Origin of the sequence: Bacillus sp. RZ2MS9 (assembly GCF_001816185.2) — a bacterium.
Classification (GTDB): Bacteria; Bacillota; Bacilli; order Bacillales; family Bacillaceae_G; genus Bacillus_A; species Bacillus_A cereus.
Genome location: NZ_CP049978.1, coordinates 1,419,551 through 1,440,188, shown reverse-complemented (window position 1 = coordinate 1,440,188; position 20,638 = coordinate 1,419,551). Strand labels below are relative to the sequence as shown.

Genomic DNA, 20,638 nt, shown 5'->3' with positions numbered 1-20,638 from the left:
AATCCTCCTATTTCCCTGATAAGATTTCTTGCTCCATCATATTTATAATGCTGAATATTTCGTCTTTTTTAGTTTTTAAGGCTGCCTTATTTACAATCATCCGAGCCGATATAAAGTACATTTCCTCAAATACAATGAGTCCATTCTCTTGTAATGTTTTTCCTGTTTCAACAATATCTACAATCGCATCTGCCAATCCAAGAAGAGGAGCGATTTCTACAGAACCTTCTATTTTAATAATTTCTACATCCTCTCCCTTATCATGAAAATAAGTAGAAGTAATATGCGGGTATTTCGTAGCAATTCTTTTTTTTCGGTAACTCTTCGGATTATACGTAGGAATAGAAGCAACACAAAACTTACAAATCCCCACTCCTAAATCCAGCATTTCATAAATATCTTTCTCGTTTTCCATTAAAATATCTTTTCCAACGATGCCAATATCAGCTACCCCATGTTCTACATAAGTAGCAACATCAACCGCTTTTACTAAAATAAATGAAACATTTGTATTTTTACTTTGAAATACAAGCTTCCGACCTTTATTTTTGAGCTCGGAACAATCAATTCCAATCTGCTCAAAAAGTGGAATGACATGTTTTTCTAATCTTCCTTTCGTTAACGCAATTTGAATGTTACGCATGAAGCCTCTCCTTCTTTCTGGACTACCCATTTCTCATTCCATACATATTCCACTAAATATTCATTCTTTGCCTCAACAACCGTTCCTATTTTATTTTTTCTTGCAAATTGAAAGGTATCGCTTAAATTAGAGAATAGAGATAACCAAGCATTCTTCCCATCCTTTCGAAGTAAATTTCGTAACCTTTCTGCTTCCGCTAATCTATTTAACTCATAATGAATCACAATATCAATTTGATTTCGTTCATATGGTTCTTGCTGCTCTTGCAGCGCCTTCACAATTTGATTTACTTGTACCGCGAGTCCAACAGCTGGCAGCATTTCTCCAAAATTGCCAATTAGCTCATCGTATCTTCCGCCACTAACGATTTCTTCTCCAATTTCATATATATATCCTTTGAAAATAACACCCGTATAGTAATCTAAGTGTTGAATCATGCCCAAATCAATTGATATGTAAGAACCATATCCTAACGTTTCAATTGTTTCATACATTTCTTTTATTCTTGCAATTGCCATTTTCATTTCATTACTTGAAGCAAGCTTTTCTGCTTCCTCAATAACTTCTAAATTTCCAAATAGCCTTGGCAATTTCTCAAGTAACCTTACTGTCTCATCGCATCGATTTAATTTCTTTTCTCCGATAAAATTTGAGAGGGCTGCATAATTTTTACTTTCTATATACGTTCTAAGTACCCTTTCTTCTTCATCATGGATGGAGAGTTTTTTTACAATACATTTATATAACTGTACTTGCCCAATCTCAATTGTAAAAGATTGCACCTTCAACTTTTGAAGTGCTTGAATGACACTTATTACACATTCAATTTCAGCTCTTACATTATCAATCCCGATAACTTCAATACCACTTTGTACGATTTCATTATATTTTCCAGAATGGGATTCATTCGCTCGAAATACATTCCCGCTATACGTCACTTTAAGTGGCGTATCCCATCTCTGTGTTCCAATAACTCTCGCTAAAGGAATTGTCATATCTGGACGTAAAACGATAATCCTTCCCTTTTCATCAAAAAATTTATACATCTTCTCTTCATCTATCGGTCTATTTTGAAATGCAAAAACGTCATAAAATTCAATTGTAGGTGTTCTTATTTCTTCATAACCTCTCTCTAAAAAAGTAAGCCTTAATTTTTGTTCTACTTCTTCAATTAACGTACATTCTTCGAATAAATAATCTCTCGTTCCATTTGGATTTGCCCGTTTCCATTTTGTCATCTAAATTTTCACACCTTTCCCCTTCTAATGTATGCCTATTTCATTCCCCTAAGCCGAAAATAAAAAGAGCCTTGTAGACAAAATACCTACAAGGCTCTTCAGTAGAGTGTAGGTACAACGGGAATAACCCTTGTACCTACACGTTTTCACGCTAGGTTCAAGGGTTTCATGTATGATGATGTAGTTGTGTAAGCATTGTAATAGATTGCACGATATTCATAATACTTACTCCCTTTCTCCTCTGATTTTCACATAGTATATAACAGTTAATTTTGAATGTAAATACATTTTTAATATTCCGTCATTTTTTTTAATATAAAGCCACTTTTCTTTCATACTCTTTTATTTCTTGTTCATATTGCATTGTAATACTAATTTCATCTAAACCATTTAATAACTTCTCTTTCCACATTTTCTCGATTGTAAAATGGAATCTATGCGTATTCGTTGTCATTATTTCATTTTCTAAATCAACTGTGATTTGTTCTCTCGCATCTGTTTTAGCAAGTTGTTCACGCATATCTTTATCCATTACAATCGGTAACATGCCATTTTTCATACAATTCATATAAAAGATATCGGCAAATCCTCCAGCGATAATAACGCGGAAACCATAATCAGCAAGTGCCCATGGAGCATGTTCTCTTGACGAGCCACATCCAAAATTATCGCCTGTGATTAATATACTGGCTCCTTTTCTTTCTTGTGCATTAAGCGGGAAATTAGGGTTTTCTTGGCGATTATTATCATATCGCCACTCATCAAATAAAAACTTCCCAAACCCAGTTCTTTCAATTCTCTTTAAATATTGCTTCGGAATAATTTGATCTGTATCAATGTTATCATTCATCAGTACTGCGGCAGTACCTTTATGAATACGAAATGGCTCCATCATAACTCTCCTTTCTAATATCAACAAAATGACCATATAACGCAGCCGCTGCCGCCATTGCCGGGCTAACTAAATGCGTTCGTGCTCCCTTTCCTTGTCTTCCTTCAAAATTGCGATTTGACGTAGAGGCACAATGTTCCCCTTCAGGCACTTGATCTGGATTCATACCTAGACACATTGAGCATCCGGGCTCTCTCCATTCAAATCCAGCTTCTTCAAATATGCGATGTAATCCTTTATGCATCGCTGCTTCTCTTACCCTTTGAGATCCAGGTACAACAAGTGCTCGCACACCTTCTTTTACTTTTTTACCTTTCACGACAGATGCAGCAATTTCTAAATCAGAAAGCCTAGAATTTGTACAAGATCCAATGAAAACATGTTGAACTGGAATGTCATACGTACTTTGTCCGGGACTCAACCCCATATAAGAAAACGCTCTTTCGTCATTTGCATCATGCTTTTCTGGCAATTTCTCATCGATCCGAACACCCATACTAGGATTTGTTCCCCACGTAACGTACGGCGCTAGATCCGTAACATCTACTAGAATATGTAAATCATAAACTGCATCTAAATCTGTATAAAGTTCTGACCATTTTTTCTTAATAGATTCATAGTCTTTCGGTGCATATTTACGCCCTTTTACGTAAGCAACCGTTTTTTCATCTGGTGCAATAATGCCAGCCTTTGCTCCCCCTTCAATTGCCATATTGCAAAGCGTCATCCTCTCTTCCATATCCATAGCATGAATGGCCTCTCCGTAAAATTCCATTACGTAACCTGTTCCAACTGCTACTCCGTACTTTGAAAGAAGGTGTAAAATAATATCTTTCGCATAAACACCTTGCGGTAACTTTCCTTTTAACTCAATGCCCATTGCTTTCGGCTTTCGTTGCCATAACGTTTGCGTCGCCAATACATGTTCCACTTCACTCGTACCAATACCAAACGCTAGTGCGCCAAAAGCACCGTGTGTTGCTGTATGACTATCACCACAAACAATCGTTTTCCCTGGCTGTGTGAGTCCAAGTTCTGGTCCTATTACATGAACGATCCCTTGCTCTTCATCTCCGATATCCGCTAATGGCACCTGAAATTGTTTACAGTTTTCCCGAAGTGTATCTAGTTGCTGCTTCGCAATGCGGTCGGTAATATTCCAAACATCTTTCGTTGGAATATTATGATCCATCGTTGCAAATGTTAAATCTGGTCTGCGGACTATTCGATTTGTAAGCCGCAAGCCTTCAAAGGCTTGCGGTGACGTTACTTCATGAACAAGATGTAGATCGATATATAATAAATCCAATCCATTTTCATTAGTCGCAACTACATGTCTTTCCCAAAGCTTATCTAGTAACCTTTTCCCCATTATCTTCCTCTCCCTACTAACGCTTGCTCTTCCATTTCTTGAATAACTGCCTTTGTAAATGAAGTTGTCGTTTCAGTCCCCCCGATATCTGCTGTACATTTTCCTGATTTAAGGACTGCAGAAACTGCTTCTTCAATTGCATATCCTTCTCTCGTTAATCCGAACGATTGCCCAAGCATCATTGCAACAGAACGCATCATCGCAATTGGATTCGCCTTATTTTTCCCCGCAATATCCGGTGCTGATCCGTGAATAGGCTCGTATAATGAAGGCCCCTTTTCAGCGTGACTTGCTGATGGAAGCATTCCTAATGATCCAGCTAATACTGAAGCCTCATCACTTAAAATATCACCAAATAAATTTTCCGTTACAATAACGTCAAATCTTCCTGGATTCCGAATTAATTCCATAGCTGCTGCATCTACTAAAATGTGTTCTACTTCCACATTTGGGTAGCGAAGTGCTACTTCTTCTGTCACAGTTCTCCATAATTTACTAGACTCTAAAACATTCGCTTTATCAATAGATGTTACTTTTTTCTTCCGCTTATTCGCTAATTGAAAAGCATACGAAACGATACGTTCAATTTCATGGCGATGATACGTAAGTGTATCTGTCGCCACTTCTTCCGTTCGCTCTTTCGGATAAGAAAAATAAATTCCACCTGTTAATTCACGAACGACAACGAAATCAATTTCATCAGCGTTTTTTAATGGTGATAAATGTGCAGTTGCACTTTCTACCGTTACAGGGCGAACATTCGCAAATACACCGAGTCCTTTTCTTAATGCTAATAATCCTTTCTCAGGCCTTTCTTTCGCACTATCCCACCTTGGTCCACCTACTGCTCCAAGTAAAACCGCATCACTCGCTAAACAGGCGGCAAGTGTTCGCTGTGGTAATGGTTGCCCAGTTAAATCGATAGCAACACCACCAAAGTACTCATCTTGCAAATGAAAATGATGTCCATATAGCCTTTCTACCATATGCAATACTTCCTTCGCACTTTCCATTACTTCTGGACCAACACCATCACCAGCTAAACAAACGATACGTTTTTCCATTTTTAACACTCCTTTTAACTGAATTTTCAGAACTTTAATTTGATAGGTGAGGAAAGCTTCTCTCACCTATCAAATATTTATTTCACAAGCGCTATAAGAGATTTTAATTTCCCTGCTGCATGGACATAAGCTCTCGCCGACGCTTCCAATACGTCTTGCGCAACTCCGAAACCTGATATTTGGTGACTACCTTCTTTTAATTCAACATGAACGTGAGCAAGTGCATCTTGACCTTGTGTAATAGATTGTATGCGATAATCTGCCAATTCACATTCTAATCCTAAAATTCTTTGAATCGCATTGTATATCGCTTCAATACTACCAGAACCAGTGGCTGCATCTTCATATACATTTCCTTCCTCATCCTTCAGCACAACTGTTGCGCATTGTGTACTATTTGATACGAAATGCACTTGTAATTGCGTAATGTTATATTGCTGAGCTGCAAATGCTGCTTCACCAAGCATAAGTGCGCGTAAATCTTCTTCAGTAATTTCCTTTTTACGATCAGCCAACTTTTTAAATGCTTCGAATGCCGCATCTCGCTCTTCATTTGTAAATTCATAACCAAGCTCTTTCATTTTTTCCGTAAACGCATGACGGCCAGAATGTTTCCCAAGTACAAAGAGATTTTGAGATTCTCCTATAAGCGCTGGTTCGATAATTTCATAAGTTGTTACTTCTTTTAAAACCCCGTCTTGGTGAATGCCCGATTCATGAGCAAATGCATTCGCTCCAACGATTGCTTTATTTTTCGGTACAACCATACCCGTTAACCTGCTTACTAATATACTCGTCGCCTTAATTTCTTTTAAAGTCATTGAAGGCTCTGCTTTATAAAAATCTTTTCTAATATGAAGAGCTACCGCAACTTCTTCTAACGCTGCATTCCCTGCTCTTTCTCCAATGCCATTAATCGTTCCTTCTACTTGCAATGCTCCTCCTTCAACCGCAGCTAACGAATTTGCTACTGCCATACCAAGATCATCGTGACAATGACAAGAAAAAATCGCTTTTTCATATGATGGAACGGATTCTTGTAAGTATTTAAAAAGAGAATAATACTCTTCTGGATTCGTATATCCAACTGTATCCGGAATATTAATTACATTCGCTCCTGCTCGAATTGCAATTTCTACTGCTTCAGCTAAAAATGCTCTCGATGTTCTTGTCGCATCTTCTGCAGAAAATTGTACTGTCGGAAATAATGATTTTCCAAGCGTAACCGAGCGATGAATACTATTTAACACATCTTCTTTTGACATACAAAGTTTATATTTCATATGAATATCACTCGTAGCTAAAAATACGTGTAGACGAGGAGATACAGCACCTTTCACAGCTTCATATGCTCTTCGAATGTCACTTTCTTTCGCTCTAGCTAAACTCATAACCGTAGCATTTTGAATTGTATTCGCAATACGTTTTACCGATTGAAAGTCACCTTCGGAAGCTGCCGCGAATCCAGCTTCCATTACATGAATACCAAGCCTCTCTAATTGCCTAGCAATTTGTAATTTCTCTTGTTCATTTAAATTTACTCCTGGTGATTGTTCGCCATCACGAAGCGTTGTATCCATGAACAAAACCTGCTTCATATTATTTAACCCCTACCTTTACTCGCGGCTGTACGAAAGGCATCATTTCACGTAATTTACGTCCAACTACTTCGATTTCATGTTTATTCTCTTTCTCATTTGTCGCATGGAAATTTGGTCTTCCTGCTTTATGCTCTGCAATCCAGCCTCTTGCAAATGTACCATCTTGAATTTCTGCTAATACTGCCCCCATCGCTTTCTTCGTATCTTCAGTAACAACGCGTGGTCCTGATACGAAGTCTCCCCACTGCGCTGTATCTGAAACTGAATATCTCATATTTTCAAGTCCACCTTCGTACATAAGGTCAACGATTAGCTTCAGTTCATGTAAACATTCAAAATATGCAAGTTCAGGCTGATATCCTGCATCAACTAACGTTTCAAACCCTGCTTTTACAAGTGCAGTCACTCCGCCGCAGAGTACAGCTTGCTCTCCAAATAAATCTGTTTCTGTTTCTTCTTTAAACGTCGTTTCTAGTACACCAGCTCTCGTTGCTCCAATTCCGTCAGCATAAGAAAGTGCTTTTTCAGTCGCAACTCCTGTTGCATCTTGATATACTGCAAATAATGCAGGAACAGCCCCGCCCTCGGCGAACGTACGGCGTACGAGATGCCCCGGTCCTTTTGGCGCTACTAGAAATACATCTACATTAGCTGGTGGTTTTACTTGATCAAAGTGAACATTAAATCCATGTGCGAACACGAGGGAGTTTCCAGCCTGTAAATTTGGTGCAATTTCAGCTTCATATACTTCTGGTTGTAATTCATCAGGCAGTAGAATCATTACTACATCAGCTTTTTCCGCTGCTTCTGCTACTGTATATACAGAAAATCCATCTTCATTCGCTTTATTCCAAGACTTACCTTTTCTTAAACCTACTACTACATCAAATCCGTTATCACGTAAATTTTGCGCATGTGCATGACCTTGCGAGCCATATCCGATGATTGCTACTTTCTTTTCCTTTAATACATTTACTGTTACATCTTTCTCATAATAAACTTTTGCCATTTTCATTTCCCCCTATATTTAAATGATTATTGAATTAACATAACTTGCTTATCTTGTTTTTTCATACTACGTGTAAATGCTGTTACACCTGTTCTAGCAATTTCTTTCAAACCGTATGGACGAAGTAATTCAATTAACGCTTCTACTTTGTCTTGCGTACCTGTTACTTGCACAACTATGGAATCCTTCCCAACATCTATTACAGCGGCTCGAAACGGTTCAATTAAACTATATAATTCTGCCCTCGCTACAGAAGTTGCTACTTTAATAAGAGCAAGCTCTCTAGCAATCATCGCTTCTTCTGTAATATCTGATACTTTCAGTACGTCAATTTGTTTATGCAGTTGTTTAATTAACTGCTCCACTTGCTGTTCACTTTCAACGTGTACAACAATCGTCATTCGCGATATATCTGATGATTCTGTATGACCTACTGAAATACTTTCAATATTAAAATGTCTTCGTGTCATAACCCCTGTAATTCGGTTTAAAACACCACTTTGATTTCGAACTGTCGCTGTAACAATTCTCTTCACCCTTTTTCCACTCCCTCCATTTGGTGAACACCTTTTCCTGGCGCAACCATCGGCATAACCTTCTCTGATTGAAGTACACGACAATCAATTACGACTGGCTCTTGTAATTCAATAGCATGCTGGATTTGCTTCTTTGCAAGAAGTGGATCGTCAATACGAACACCTTTTATGCCATATGCATTCGCAAGAGCGACGAAATCTGGTTGGCATGGTAATAAAGAATGTGAATATCTTTGATTGTAAAATTCATCTTGCCACTGTCTTACCATTCCTAAAGCTTCATTATTTAAAATAAATACTTTAACGGGTAAAGCGTGTTCTTTTAATACACTTAATTCTTGTAGAGTCATTTGAAACCCAGCATCACCAACAATTGCAATAACTAATTCTTCAGGCTTTGCAATTTGCGCACCGATTGCTGCTGGAAATCCAAACCCCATCGTTCCTAATCCACCAGAAGTTACCCATTTATCTGGATTTTTCAGCGGATAATATTGGGCTGCCCACATTTGGTGTTGCCCAACGTCTGTTGTTACAATCGCTTCTCCCTTCGTAATTTCATATAACATATCAATTGCGTATTGGGGCTTAATACTTTCAGAATTTCTTTTATAAGAGAATGGATATTGTTCTTTTCTCCCCTTTAATAAAGTGATCCATTCATGATGATTTTCTTTTCCCCCTTCTGGTTCAAGTAATACTTCCAATGCCCGCTTAGCACTTGCAACAATAGGAATTTCAGTTGGCACATTTTTCCCGATTTCTGCTGGATCGATATCGATATGCGCAACAGTAGCCCCTTTAGCAAAATAAGCTAAATTCCCTGTAAGCCGATCATCAAATCTCGCGCCTATATTAATGAGTAAGTCACATTCATATAACGCCATATTTGCTGTATAAGAACCATGCATTCCTCCCATCCCTAGAAATAGTTCATCATCTGGTGGAAAACCACCAAGACCAAGTAATGTATGCACAACAGGGATTTCATATTTACGAGCAAAATTTGTCAATTCTTTCGAAGCTTTCGCATGCAATATACCCGCTCCAGCTAAAATTAACGGTTTTTTTGCGGTTTCAATTACTTTGAGTAATTTGTTTATTTGAAGTAGATTCGGTTCATAATTAGGGTTATATCCCGGTAAATCCATTTGTACATTGCTACATTGCTCACCTTTCTCGACTACCATATCTTTCGGAAGGTCAATAACGACTGGTCCTGGTCTTCCAGTTTTAGCAATATGAAATGCTTCTTTAATAATTCGAGGTAAATCTGAGGCCTTTCGCACTTGATAGTTATGTTTTGTCACTGGCATCGTAAGTCCCATAATATCTGCCTCTTGAAAAGCATCGCTCCCAATTAACGTTGTTGCTACTTGGCCTGTAAATACTACAAGTGGCAATGAATCAATCATCGCATCAGCTAGACCCGTAATTACATTTGTAGCACCTGGCCCACTCGTTGCAATTACAACCCCTGGATGCCCTGTAATTCTGGCATACCCTTCAGCAGCGTGAATTGCCCCTTGCTCATGCCTTGTTAAAATATGCGGAATTTCACAATCATACAATGCATCATAGAGAGGTAAAACGGCACCACCCGGATAACCGAAAATCACTTCTACGCCTTCCTTTTCTAGCGCTTCTAACAATAGCTGTGCACCAGTTGCCAGTTTCTCTTCCGTTTTTGAAGACATTGTTCTTATAAGCCCCCTTTTTCAAACTTTTATACAATAAAAAAATCCTACGTCCACACTCCAGCTATGTGCTGAAGGGACGAAAGATTTCGCGGTACCACCCTTCTTCGCAAGAATACTCTTGCCTCAGTGATCCATAAATGGATCTAGCTAATAACGGAGCTACCGTCTAAGCCTAGACAAATGCTTTAGCTTAGCACTCAAGGGCGATGTTCGTCGACGTGAACCATCGGTTTTCAGCAACCACCGACTCTCTGTGAGGCTTCACAATCAACTACTCCTCCCTATCAACGCTTTCTTATGTTAAAAAAGTTGTTATCCAACTTTATTTTCTTCGTAAATTTTCTCTCCATCTTCTACAACTAACTTACGAAACTCTTTTAATAAACGGTTCGTATGTGGACCTGTTTGCCCTAAGCCAATCGTTCTACCATCTACTGTCGTAACAGCAATCACTTCAGCAGCTGTTCCTGTTAAAAACACTTCATCAGCTACATATACATCATGTCTTGTAAATAACTCTTCTCTTACGTCATACCCAAGTTTTTCGCCGATTTCTAAAATGGCGTTTCGTGTAATACCTTCTAACGCTCCAGCAGAACTTGGTGGTGTAATTAATTTATTTCCTTTAACAATAAACACGTTATCTCCTGATCCTTCAGCTACATATCCTTGATCATTTAACATAAGTGCTTCTTGTACTCCAGCTAATTTCGCTTCAATACGAACTAAAATATTGTTTAAGTAATTTAAAGATTTTACTTGAGGGGATAAAACATCGGGACGATTTCGGCGCGTTGCAACTGTTACAACTGGAATCCCTTTCTCATAATATTCTTGTGGGAATAAAGATAATTGTTCTGCAATTACTACTACATTCGGCTTCTTACATGAATCGGGATCCAATCCAAGATTTCCTGCTCCTCTTGATACAACAAGGCGAATGTATCCATTAGATAATTTATTTTGTCGAATCGTCTCAACAACAATATTTGTTACTTCATCTAATGAATATGGAATTTCTAAAAGGATTGATTTTGCTGATTCATACAGCCGGACAAGATGCTCTCTCAAACGGAAAACATTACCGCTATAAACTCTAATTCCTTCAAACACTCCATCGCCATATAAATAGCCATGATCATATACTGAAACTTTTGCCTCATCTTTTGGAACAAATTCTCCATTTAAGAAAATCCATTGCTCATTCACTAGAAGCGCCTCCTATGTTCTATGAATTTTTTATTGTTTCCTAGTTTACTCTCCTTTCTAAATAAATCAAGTGAATTTTTAGAAAATTTATAATTTTTAATCATACGTACTTCTTTGCTTATACTGATTTAACAACATTGTTAACGTTTACAAAAAGTCAAAAAATTTTTTTCGCCAATTTCCACTAAAAAAATATTTGTTTAAAAGAAGGATTTTCATCAATTGATACGAATCTATTGTATTCAATAAACGGACGTCCGATTTTATAAATCCGGGGATATATAATGACTTTTGCTGAAAAAGGGGGAAAATAACAAAAATAGCGCTGTCTAAAAATAACATTCATATTTTTCATTTCGTAATCATAATCCTATTTTTAAAAAACAATTTGTCAAAATAAAGGAGGAAATAAATATGGCGTGTGTACAAATTAAAGGAACGAGACAAGAGGTAGTAGAAATGCTGCAATTATTTGATCTAATGGATACGAAAGGTTTTTGTAAATTCGATAATTACGTAGAGGTAGAACCAAATACGAAAGAACATAATCATTTTATTGCTTCAATCGACATCCATTCAAATACTTCTTCAGCACAAGATACATTAAACGATCAATTCGTTAGCCAAATGCTTACTGGCGTATATAACGACTAAACAAAGATTTACTTCCTACCGTCTTTTCATAAATATATGCAGTGAACTTGAGCATACTAGCAATTAGATGGTAGGAGGTGATAATTATGGCTAGAATTGGCGTTGAAAACTCATTAACAGACGTTCAACAAGCTCTTCAACAACAAGGTCATGAAGTTGTTACACTTAACTCAGAACAGGATGCACAAGGGTGTGATTGTTGCGTTGTAACTGGGCAAGATTCTAATGTGATGGGCATTGCAGATACATCAATTAAAGGATCAGTCATTACAGCTCACGGTTTAACAACGGATGAAATTTGTCAACAAGTTGAAAGTCGCACTTAAAAAATGAAAGAGGACCCCTTTTAAAAGGAGTCCTCTTTTTTATATTCACCTAACGGGAAAGTAACATATACTGGATGAAAGCCCTACCTCTCTCTCATCATTACGGTTCCACTGACCGCTCCTTGATTCACTAGTATACATATATAGCTTATAAATACAATTTATAGGGTTTGTTCACAAAAGTTGTTGATAAAATTACCCGATCTTTCGCAAACTTTTCGTATTGCATTCATAAGAGATATTTACTTTACACTAGCTGTAACCGAGACACGAATTAAAATTTTAACACCAATACAATAACTTGTCAACTTTTTTCCGCAAATTAAAAACAGACATTAACGGTTTGTCTGTTTTAGAATGGAGCTTTTTCTTTTATTACATATACAACAAAGCCGCTTACTAACATAAATAAGCCAACTACTAAGTTTTTGATATTAATCATAAATTCCTCTCCCTTATTCCACACATCATATATATTTACATTTCAATTATTCCGATCATCCTAAAGCGCACTTTTTCTAATATATCATAATTCCTAAAAAATGCAAGTTCACTTTTGACGACCATTCACAAATTTATCTACAGTGCTTGGTACAGTATTTAAAGCCTTTTCAATTAAATGTGTACTGCTGTTGAGATGTAATACTTGCACCCCATTAGAACCAACTACTAAAAAAGCTACTGGACTAATGGAAACCCCAGCCCCGCTTCCTCCTCCAAATGGATGCCCTTGTTTGTTCTCTTTATGCTGATTTTGCCCACCGTTATGTTTTTCAGTGATGAAATCCCCTTTAAAATCACTTCCACCAGCTCCAAAACCAAAAGCCACTTGAGATACTGTTAATACTACATTTCCGTCAGCTGTTGAAACCGGGCTCCCAACAATTGTATTTACATCTACCATCTCTTTTAAATTTGTCATTGCCGTTTTCATTAAATTTTCAATTGGATGTTCCATTATGTATTGCACCCTTTCCTCATTATTCCTTTTTATATTTTCCAAAATAGAGGAAGTCATACTAACTTTTCCTATTTCAAAAAAACATTTTCCTTCTTTTAAAAGATACTACTCCCTGTACATGCTCCGGTATAGTGAAACTTTAATCAGTGGGATGTGTACGTAGCTCGACTCCCACAAATAGCGGGATAAAAAAGAAAAAGAGATACATACTACTATTGAACCTTGTTATGAAAGGAGTCATGACTTTGACTGAGAAATTTGATGATTATAAAAAAAGAGATAGAATAGATAGTGATTATAGTGACTATAAAGAAGAGTACGCCGCTGAGGTTGCACCACAACGCATTGATTATGATTACGATGATAAAGACGATAAAGATGTTGTAAAATCGTCCGCTGCTGGATCAACTGCTGGTTTTATCGCTCTTGCGCTATCTATCTTATCGCTATTTACATTTCCAACACTATTTGGTCTTGTTTCTGTTTTACTCGGTATTTACGCTTATAATCGCGGAGCTACTGTAACTGGCGGTATCGCTGCAGTTGTCGGTGGAATTGCTGCACTTATCGCAATTTTATTCCGAGTAGCACTTATTGGTCTATTGTTCTCCCTGTTCTAAAAAAGAAAAAGGTATCTCGCTTAACGCGGGATACCTTACCCTGTAAACACATCTTCCGATGGATATTTTATTTTTTGTTTTGCTGGTCGCGCTAAAGAGAACACAAGTGTTAATGGTCCAATTAATCCGCAGAACATAACAAACATAATAATACATTTTCCGAATGCCGATAGCTTTGCAGTAATTCCCATCGTTAATCCGACTGTGCCAAACGCTGATATTGTCTCAAATAATAATTGAATAAAGCTGAAGTTTTCTGTAAGCATTAATATGAATACCGCTGCTAAAATAAGTATTTGACTGGCAACAGCAATCGCTAAGGCCCTCGTTACTGTCGACATTTTAATTGTACGCTGAAATAAAACAATTTCCTCCTTTTTTCTAAAGAAAGAAAGGACAGATGTAATTAAGATAACAAACGTCGTTAATTTAATTCCTCCACCTGTCGATACACTTCCTGCACCAATAAACATTAAAATCATCGTAAATAATATAGATGATTCTTCCATACCTCCATAGTCAACCGTATTAAATCCAGCTGTCCGCGGAGTAATACCTTGAAAGAAGGAAGCCCATAGTTTTTCATTTAAAGATAAATTCCCTAACGTCTTCACATTATTATATTCCAATACAAAAATCACAATCATTGCTATAACATTTAGTACTACTGTTCCAATAATCATTATTTTTGAGTGAAGTGATAATTTTCGAAAACTGCGACTATACCATATATCAATTAATACGGTAAAACCGAGTCCTCCGATTACAATTAAAGAGCAAATCCCAATATTAATAATGGGATCCCCTACATATCTTGTTAAATTATCTGGCCATAAAGCAAATCCTGCATTATTATAAGATGCAATTACATGAAAAATACTATAGTATAAACCTTTTCCAAAACCAAACTCTGGAATAAAGCGAAACGATAAAAAGATGACCCCAATAAGTTCAATACAAATCGAAAATATAAAGACACGCTTTACTAATTTTACAAGACCACCTATATTTGTTTGATTAAATGCTTCTCCAATTAATAAACGATGGCGTAATCCGATTTTTTTACCTAGTACCCAAACAATTAAAATGGCAATTGTCATAAGGCCTAGACCACCTGTTTGAATTAAAAACATAATAACAATTTCGCCAAACATCGTAAATGTACTTGCTGTATCCACTACTCCCAAACCAGTTACGGTCGCTGCTGACGTTGCTGTAAAGAAAGCATCTACCCAACTAATATGTACTTTCGTTGCGAATGGTAATTTTAATAACAAACCGCCAACCACAATTAAGCAGAAAAAGCCTAATGCTAATATTTGTGGTGGGTTTAATCGTATAAGACGATTATACAGCCCTTGTTTTTTTGTTACGTCCATATCACTAACTCCCTTATTAAAGTGAAGCTTCCCCTCATACAATAAAAAGCTTTTTAAAAGCCCTTAAATAATTGGGACAAACCTTATATTCTCATAATATAGTTGAGCATAATCTTTTTTTTCATAGATTACAACTTTTATTTATATTCAGATTCCTTTTCGTTTTATGCTGGAAAACTCTATATCCTAATTCTATATTGCTAGCAATAACAATTTCATATGTACTATCTTTCAAATCCCCATATCTTTCACTCTATGTTCACATAGAGGTCACATCCACCTTTTATAGTATATGTATCGAAGCTGTTCCTCCCTAATTTATAAGACATTCCCCAGTGTCTTTGAATAGCTTCCATCCCTAATTAAATTGACATAAATTGTCCCCTTCCATTGACCATCTTATAAATGATGGTCTTATTTTTTGTTTGCTTTATCTTTTATTCCGCTATTTGTGGGCAATAAACGCCCGATTGGTTAAGGCTAATAATCAACAGGGGATGAACAAAAAACACTCATTAAATTTTCATTTTATTTAAAACTCCCTCTCTCTTTCACTCTATATTCACACAGAGGTCACATCTATCTTTTATAGTATATGTATCGAAGTTGTTCCTCCCTAATTTATAAGACATTCCCCAGTGTCTTAAAGCAACTTCCATCCCTAATTAAATTGACATAAATTGTCCCCTTCCTTGACCATCTTATAAATGATGGTCTTATTTTTTTGTCTTTCTATCTTTTATTTAAAACTCCCTCTCTCTTTCACTCTATGTTCACACAGAGGTCACATCTACCTTTTATAGTATATGTATCGAAGTTGTTCCTCCCTAATTTATAAGACATTCCCCAGTGTCTTTGAACAGCTTCCATCCCTAATTAAATTGACATAAATTGTCCCCTTCCTTGACCATCTTATAAATGATGGTCTTATTTTTTTGTCTTTCTACCTTTTATTTAAAACTCCCTCTCTCTTTCACCCTATGTTCACATGAGAGTCATACCTACCTTTTATAGTATATGTATTGAAGTTGTTCCTCCCTAATTTATAAGACATTCCCCAGTGTCTTAAAGCAACTTCCATCCCTAATTAAATTGACATAAATTGTCCCCTTCCCTAGACCATCCTATGTGATGGTCTATTTTATTTTCCAAACACAAAATCAGTCTATCTACACCTAAAAACCAAAAAATTCAGAAAATATTGTTAAATTAGGGATTTTTTCGGTATAATTACTTTAGAAAGAAATTTCACAAAAACAAAAGGGGGGATTTTATTGAAACAAACAAAAGCAATCTTAATCGCATTATTTCTAGGTCTAGTTGTTGGACTCACTCTAAATTTAGCTGCTCCATCTATCTTTGAGCCACTAAATCAATATGTGTTCAACCCAATTGGTCAATTGTTTATTCGACTTATTAAAATGCTAGTTGTTCCTGTTGTGTTCATTTCTATCGTACTTGGTGCTGCCGGCCTTGGAGATCCGAAACAACTTGGAAGAATCGGTTTAAAATCAATTTCATTCTTTCTCGTAACAACTGCGGTTGCCATCTCTATAGCGGTTACATTTGCACTTATTATAAAACCAGGAGCTGGCGGTAATTTTAAAACAGAAGGTCTTAAGTATGAAGGTGCAAAAACTGAAACATCTTTCGTTGACACATTGCTAAATATCGTACCAGATAACCCAGCAAAAGCGATGGCTGACGGAAACATGTTACAAATCATTGCCTTTGCCGTATTGATTGGACTCGGTATAGCTATTTTAGGAAAACGAGTTCAAGGTATCCATTCATTACTTGAACAGGGCAACGAATTAATGATGTATCTTGTTAATCTCGTTATGAAATTAGCCCCAATTGGAACATTCGGTTTGCTCGCTTCATCCGTTGGTAAAATGGGGCTTGCAGGCGTCGCTGCGATGTTCAAGTATATGATTGTCGTTATGTTAGTACTCATTATTCACGGGGTCTTTGTATATGGTGGCTTATTAAAGATATTAGCAAAAGAAAGTATTGTTCGTTTCTTTAAACATTTCGGGCCAGTAATGGCAATTGGATTTAGTACATCTAGCTCTAATGCATCGCTTCCATTTGCAATGAAAACAGCACAAGATAAGCTTGGCGTTCCAAAAGCGATAAGCTCATTTGTACAACCACTAGGGGCAACTATTAATATGGATGGTACTGCCATTATGCAAGGAGTAGCCACTGTATTTATCGCTCAAGTATACGGAGTTGAACTTACATTACCGCAATTAGCTATGGTCGTATTAACTGCTGTACTAGCTAGTATCGGTACTGCTGGTGTACCTGGTGTTGGACTTGTAATGCTTACAATGGTTTTAAATCAAGTAAATCTACCAGTAGAAGGTATCGCTTTAATTATCGGTATTGACCGTATTCTAGATATGTCTAGAACAGCTGTAAACATTTCTGGCGATGCAATTTGCGCAATGATTGTCGCAAAATCAGAAGAAAAATATAATACGGATCAATCGGCAGCATCGTAAATCAAAAAAGGAGTGAATTAATTCACTCCTTTTTTGATTTACTCCCTTTTTTAGAACGATATTCTTTCCCTTTATTATCATTACCAGTTTCAAATTCAGTGCTAAATTCCTGATTAAACTGGCCGGACTTTGGTGATCCTTGATTACCGCTCCCTTTACTACCGTTACGATTCGTCATATTTCTCCCTCCTTCCTTGTATTAGTAGTATGGCGCTCTATCTTTTTTCATACACATTTTATTTATTAACATCTATTACACACGAAAGAAGATCTCCCATCTATAAGGAAGACCTTCTATTTTATCACGTAAGCGTTTTCTTGTTTATAATCACTTAAATAAGTTTTTTGGAAATTGAAATCATTACATTCATTTCATCTTCTGAAAGTGCAGAGAATCTTTCTTGTAAATATTGTTTTTTCGCATCTTCCATTTTCGCAACTAAATCTTTCCCTTGTTCTGTAATCTCTAAATACACAACTCGGCGATCTGATGTAGAACGTGAACGAGTTACAAAACCTTTATTAATTAATTTTTCTGTAACAGCTGTAATATGACTATTCGACACATTTAATTCATTTGCTACACGCGATACCATTTCTTTATTCGTACGATTTAATATTCTCAGAACGATGAATTCATTCCACGGTATGTAACCACCGAATATTTTTCCGATATCATTACGCAATGTGCGAAACATAGCAAACACATTTGTCGATAGTTCTTCCATTAATTGCTCTCGATTTTGAGACAACATTGACAGCTCCTTTTATTTCATTTAGTTAAATAAAAACCTTATTAATAATTTTACATGAAATCTTACTTTTTGTCATCTTATTTTCCCATAATTCGTAGTTTTTTAATATGTATTTCATGATAAAATGAAGTCAACTTCCAGAAAAAGGGGGATTTTAATGCGTGAGGAGGAGAGGTTCTCAAATCTCAGCCTAAAAGATAAAACAATTATCATTAGTATTATTGCTCTTTTTCTCATTATAGTTTTTACATTTATATTTTTTGTATATGTAGGAATCTTTCAAATTACAGGTATAGCGTATAGTTCACGTACTGCTTTACTTCTCTTTTTTTTATTAATCACTTTCTTAGATGGTATTACATTATTTATTTTCAGTTTCTTCAAAGCGCTGCTATATCCATTGACTCAAAACATGCCAAATTGGATTTCTCTCACTCTTTTCTCATTCATTGAAATTACACTAGATTGGTTCGTCATTCATACTGCTGATGATTGGATAGAAAGCGTACAAATGTCCAACTTAACTGAATTATGTGTCGTACTATTCTTTTTTCTATTAAATAAATTATTAAGTGACAAGAAAGAGTAAGAATACAAGCTTTTCTATATAAAAATTGGTACAATGAAAGCAAATCTTACTAAAGAGGTGTTAATTATGAACTTACAACAATGGGCTGATAAAGGTATGTCCTTTGATACATATGTGAATGAAATGCAAGTAAACCAATACGAGCTACTACACATTTACAATAATTTTTTAATTCCAAATGAATTACTTCCTGTATTAGAAGAACGTCAAAATGATGGCTGGCGTGTTATCGTATTAACTGCTGATTGGTGTGGCGATGCTCTTTTATGCGTACCTGTTATGAAACGAATTTCTGAAGTTGCAAATATTGATATGCGTTTATTAATTCGCGATGAAAACTTAGAATTAATGGATCAATATTTAACAAATGGAACAGCACGTGCGATTCCAATCTTTATTTTCATTGATAAAGATGGAAATGAACAAGCCGTCTTTGGACCACGCGCTCCAAAAGTACAAGAATTAGTAACTTCAATGCGCGCTACATTACCTGAAAAAGAAGATCCAACATTTGAAGAAAAACAAAAAGAAATGTATGCTAATTTCCGTGCTACATTAGCTGATGATACTTCTCTTTGGGAACATGTAATGGAAAACATGATAGAAAAATTAGTAAAATAAAAACCTGCCGAGCTCGGCAGGTTTTTATTTTACATAATGAAGAAATAGAATACCGCAGCTAAAATGAAACGATAATAAGCGAACGGTGTTAGTTTTACACGAGCTAATAATTTTAAGAATGAGACAATTGCAAGCATCGCAACAACGAATGCAGTTACAAATCCTGTTGCAAATAGCGTTACATCTGCCGAGCTTAATACATCCCAGCTTTTAATTAAATCTAATCCAGTTGCAGCTACCATCATCGGTACTGCTAAAATGAACGTATATTCAGCTGCCGCTGTATGCGACACGCGAGCTAATAAACCACCACTTATTGTAGAACCAGAACGAGAAAATCCTGGCCAAAGTGCTAAACATTGGAACATTCCAATTGTAAATGCTTGCTTATATGTGATTTCATCTAACGTTCTTGCTGTACTTGGTTTTGAAAACTTCTCAGCAACAATCATTAAAATACCACCAGCTACTAAACTAATGACAACTGGTCCTGGACCAAATAAAACCTTTTTAATTGCACTATGGAATAATACACCGAGTACCCCGGCAGGAATCATCCCAATAATAATATGTAATAAATTTAACGATGGCCCTTCTTTTACTTTCCCAATTCCAACTAACGACCATAATCGTTTCCAAAATACAACTACAACCGCTAAAATCGATCCCAATTGGATTACAACTTCAAAAACTTTCGCTCTCTCATCGTCAAATCCAATTAAATGTCCTGTTAAAATCATATGTCCTGTTGATGATACTGGTAGAAACTCTGTTAACCCTTCAACAGCACCCATGATTAAACCAATTAACCAATCAGCCACAAGTAGTGCCTCCTTAATAACAAATAATATGTAATTTTTTCACACCTTATCATAATACCTTATCCCTTTTCAAAGTGCATCCTTTTTTTATTGGCTTCATATGTTGTAGGCGCGTATTTCTTTTCTAATCTTTGATTA

At 36.3% G+C, this 20,638-nt stretch carries 22 protein-coding genes and 1 other annotated feature; of the genes, 6 read left to right on the top strand and 16 right to left on the bottom strand.

The annotated features are described in order from the left end of the window. Positions 1 to 7 precede the first annotated feature (7 nt). The 10 genes from hisG to ilvE form a co-directional block, all read right to left on the bottom strand. Complete coding sequence (gene hisG / locus BHV55_RS07440; RefSeq protein ID WP_001244493.1) at positions 8 to 643, bottom strand: ATP phosphoribosyltransferase; 636 nt, start codon at positions 641 to 643, stop codon at positions 8 to 10. Beyond that, the gene (locus tag BHV55_RS07435) at positions 619 to 1,881 is read right to left on the bottom strand and encodes an ATP phosphoribosyltransferase regulatory subunit (RefSeq protein ID WP_000170293.1); all 1,263 of its coding nucleotides are present in this window, start codon (positions 1,879 to 1,881) and stop codon (positions 619 to 621) included. The genes hisG and BHV55_RS07435 overlap by 25 nt, the downstream gene beginning before the upstream one ends. Positions 1,882 to 2,191: 310 nt before the next feature. Beyond that, positions 2,192 to 2,773 (bottom strand): 3-isopropylmalate dehydratase small subunit, encoded by a 582-nt coding sequence (gene leuD, locus BHV55_RS07430; RefSeq protein ID WP_070757151.1) that lies wholly within the window; start codon positions 2,771 to 2,773, stop codon positions 2,192 to 2,194. Continuing rightward, on the bottom strand, positions 2,751 to 4,145 hold the full coding sequence (gene leuC / locus BHV55_RS07425) for a 3-isopropylmalate dehydratase large subunit (RefSeq protein ID WP_070757152.1): 1,395 nt from the start codon (positions 4,143 to 4,145) through the stop codon (positions 2,751 to 2,753). Before leuC ends, leuD begins: the two co-directional genes overlap by 23 nt. Then, entirely contained in the window at positions 4,145 to 5,209 is a 1,065-nt protein-coding gene (leuB, locus tag BHV55_RS07420; RefSeq protein WP_000415384.1) for a 3-isopropylmalate dehydrogenase, read from the bottom strand. The genes leuC and leuB overlap by 1 nt, the downstream gene beginning before the upstream one ends. A 77-nt stretch (positions 5,210 to 5,286) precedes the next feature. Further along, entirely contained in the window at positions 5,287 to 6,807 is a 1,521-nt protein-coding gene (leuA, locus tag BHV55_RS07415; RefSeq protein ID WP_000815753.1) for a 2-isopropylmalate synthase, read from the bottom strand. 1 nt (position 6,808) lies between these two features. Then, entirely contained in the window at positions 6,809 to 7,819 is a 1,011-nt protein-coding gene (gene ilvC / locus BHV55_RS07410) for a ketol-acid reductoisomerase (RefSeq protein WP_001151747.1), read from the bottom strand. Positions 7,820 to 7,845: 26 nt separating this feature from the next. Further along, positions 7,846 to 8,355, bottom strand: coding sequence for an acetolactate synthase small subunit (gene ilvN, locus BHV55_RS07405; RefSeq protein ID WP_000822952.1), 510 nt, complete (start codon positions 8,353 to 8,355; stop codon positions 7,846 to 7,848). Then, on the bottom strand, positions 8,352 to 10,052 hold the full coding sequence (gene ilvB / locus BHV55_RS07400; protein ID WP_000095832.1) for an acetolactate synthase large subunit: 1,701 nt from the start codon (positions 10,050 to 10,052) through the stop codon (positions 8,352 to 8,354). Before ilvB ends, ilvN begins: the two co-directional genes overlap by 4 nt. Before the next feature lie 72 nt (positions 10,053 to 10,124). Further along, positions 10,125 to 10,352, bottom strand: a binding site (T-box leader). A gap of 15 nt (positions 10,353 to 10,367) precedes the next feature. Further along, complete coding sequence (gene ilvE, locus BHV55_RS07395) at positions 10,368 to 11,264, bottom strand: branched-chain-amino-acid transaminase (protein ID WP_001005487.1); 897 nt, start codon at positions 11,262 to 11,264, stop codon at positions 10,368 to 10,370. Between the two features lie 414 nt (positions 11,265 to 11,678). On the opposite strand from ilvE, the gene BHV55_RS07390 reads away from it, so the two are divergent. Continuing rightward, positions 11,679 to 11,918 carry a DUF3911 family protein gene (locus BHV55_RS07390; protein ID WP_000752512.1) on the top strand — a complete coding sequence of 80 codons (240 nt, stop codon included), beginning with the start codon at positions 11,679 to 11,681 and terminating at the stop codon, positions 11,916 to 11,918. 86 nt (positions 11,919 to 12,004) lie between these two features. Next, positions 12,005 to 12,244, top strand: a complete 240-nt coding sequence (locus BHV55_RS07385) for a YkuS family protein (RefSeq protein WP_000101022.1) — start codon at positions 12,005 to 12,007, stop codon at positions 12,242 to 12,244. A 352-nt stretch (positions 12,245 to 12,596) separates the two neighbouring features. On the opposite strand, the gene BHV55_RS07380 is transcribed toward BHV55_RS07385, so the two are convergent. Further along, positions 12,597 to 12,686 carry a hypothetical protein gene (locus tag BHV55_RS07380; protein WP_000608227.1) on the bottom strand — a complete coding sequence of 30 codons (90 nt, stop codon included), beginning with the start codon at positions 12,684 to 12,686 and terminating at the stop codon, positions 12,597 to 12,599. Between the two features lie 108 nt (positions 12,687 to 12,794). Next, a complete protein-coding gene (ytfJ, locus tag BHV55_RS07375) occupies positions 12,795 to 13,262 on the bottom strand; it encodes a GerW family sporulation protein (RefSeq protein ID WP_000204234.1) in 468 nt (155 codons plus the stop codon). 188 nt (positions 13,263 to 13,450) lie between these two features. Between ytfJ and BHV55_RS07370 the strand changes: the two genes are divergently transcribed. Continuing rightward, on the top strand, positions 13,451 to 13,825 hold the full coding sequence (locus tag BHV55_RS07370; RefSeq protein WP_000136535.1) for a hypothetical protein: 375 nt from the start codon (positions 13,451 to 13,453) through the stop codon (positions 13,823 to 13,825). A gap of 35 nt (positions 13,826 to 13,860) precedes the next feature. Here the strand turns inward: BHV55_RS07370 and BHV55_RS07365 are convergent, their stop codons facing one another. Beyond that, a complete protein-coding gene (locus BHV55_RS07365) occupies positions 13,861 to 15,204 on the bottom strand; it encodes a TrkH family potassium uptake protein (protein ID WP_000383526.1) in 1,344 nt (447 codons plus the stop codon). Positions 15,205 to 16,478: 1,274 nt separating this feature from the next. On the opposite strand from BHV55_RS07365, the gene BHV55_RS07360 reads away from it, so the two are divergent. After that, positions 16,479 to 17,714, top strand: a complete 1,236-nt coding sequence (locus BHV55_RS07360) for a dicarboxylate/amino acid:cation symporter (RefSeq protein WP_000814807.1) — start codon at positions 16,479 to 16,481, stop codon at positions 17,712 to 17,714. A 22-nt stretch (positions 17,715 to 17,736) separates the two neighbouring features. Here BHV55_RS07360 and BHV55_RS07355 read toward each other — a convergent pair whose 3' ends face one another. Together BHV55_RS07355 and BHV55_RS07350 are read right to left on the bottom strand one after the other, a co-directional pair. Beyond that, positions 17,737 to 17,892, bottom strand: a complete 156-nt coding sequence (locus tag BHV55_RS07355; protein WP_000184928.1) for a hypothetical protein — start codon at positions 17,890 to 17,892, stop codon at positions 17,737 to 17,739. Positions 17,893 to 18,046: 154 nt separating this feature from the next. Then, complete coding sequence (locus BHV55_RS07350; protein ID WP_000081432.1) at positions 18,047 to 18,466, bottom strand: MarR family winged helix-turn-helix transcriptional regulator; 420 nt, start codon at positions 18,464 to 18,466, stop codon at positions 18,047 to 18,049. A gap of 160 nt (positions 18,467 to 18,626) precedes the next feature. Here BHV55_RS07350 and BHV55_RS07345 point away from each other — a divergent pair, with 160 nt between their 5' ends. Together BHV55_RS07345 and BHV55_RS07340 are read left to right on the top strand one after the other, a co-directional pair. After that, positions 18,627 to 19,058 (top strand): regulatory YrvL family protein, encoded by a 432-nt coding sequence (locus BHV55_RS07345; RefSeq protein ID WP_070757154.1) that lies wholly within the window; start codon positions 18,627 to 18,629, stop codon positions 19,056 to 19,058. A 33-nt stretch (positions 19,059 to 19,091) separates the two neighbouring features. Further along, positions 19,092 to 19,679 (top strand): thioredoxin family protein, encoded by a 588-nt coding sequence (locus tag BHV55_RS07340; protein ID WP_001999429.1) that lies wholly within the window; start codon positions 19,092 to 19,094, stop codon positions 19,677 to 19,679. A 29-nt stretch (positions 19,680 to 19,708) separates the two neighbouring features. Here the strand turns inward: BHV55_RS07340 and uppP are convergent, their stop codons facing one another. Further along, positions 19,709 to 20,500, bottom strand: coding sequence for a bacitracin resistance undecaprenyl-diphosphatase (gene uppP, locus BHV55_RS07335; protein ID WP_016109649.1), 792 nt, complete (start codon positions 20,498 to 20,500; stop codon positions 19,709 to 19,711). Positions 20,501 to 20,638 lie beyond the last annotated feature (138 nt).

Coding starts and splice junctions, on each gene's coding strand:
- ilvB (WP_000095832.1), bottom strand. CDS start 10,052: ATGTCTTCAAAAACGGAAGAGAAACTGGCAACTGGTGCACAGCTATTG.
- leuD (WP_070757151.1), bottom strand. CDS start 2,773: ATGGAGCCATTTCGTATTCATAAAGGTACTGCCGCAGTACTGATGAAT.
- BHV55_RS07345 (WP_070757154.1), top strand. CDS start 18,627: ATGCGTGAGGAGGAGAGGTTCTCAAATCTCAGCCTAAAAGATAAAACA.
- ilvC (WP_001151747.1), bottom strand. CDS start 7,819: ATGGCAAAAGTTTATTATGAGAAAGATGTAACAGTAAATGTATTAAAG.
- BHV55_RS07380 (WP_000608227.1), bottom strand. CDS start 12,686: ATGATTAATATCAAAAACTTAGTAGTTGGCTTATTTATGTTAGTAAGC.
- ytfJ (WP_000204234.1), bottom strand. CDS start 13,262: ATGACTTCCTCTATTTTGGAAAATATAAAAAGGAATAATGAGGAAAGG.
- BHV55_RS07365 (WP_000383526.1), bottom strand. CDS start 15,204: ATGGACGTAACAAAAAAACAAGGGCTGTATAATCGTCTTATACGATTA.
- BHV55_RS07355 (WP_000184928.1), bottom strand. CDS start 17,892: ATGACGAATCGTAACGGTAGTAAAGGGAGCGGTAATCAAGGATCACCA.
- hisG (WP_001244493.1), bottom strand. CDS start 643: ATGCGTAACATTCAAATTGCGTTAACGAAAGGAAGATTAGAAAAACAT.
- leuB (WP_000415384.1), bottom strand. CDS start 5,209: ATGGAAAAACGTATCGTTTGTTTAGCTGGTGATGGTGTTGGTCCAGAA.
- BHV55_RS07390 (WP_000752512.1), top strand. CDS start 11,679: ATGGCGTGTGTACAAATTAAAGGAACGAGACAAGAGGTAGTAGAAATG.
- leuA (WP_000815753.1), bottom strand. CDS start 6,807: ATGAAGCAGGTTTTGTTCATGGATACAACGCTTCGTGATGGCGAACAA.
- BHV55_RS07435 (WP_000170293.1), bottom strand. CDS start 1,881: ATGACAAAATGGAAACGGGCAAATCCAAATGGAACGAGAGATTATTTA.
- BHV55_RS07385 (WP_000101022.1), top strand. CDS start 12,005: ATGGCTAGAATTGGCGTTGAAAACTCATTAACAGACGTTCAACAAGCT.
- leuC (WP_070757152.1), bottom strand. CDS start 4,145: ATGGGGAAAAGGTTACTAGATAAGCTTTGGGAAAGACATGTAGTTGCG.
- BHV55_RS07340 (WP_001999429.1), top strand. CDS start 19,092: ATGAAAGCAAATCTTACTAAAGAGGTGTTAATTATGAACTTACAACAA.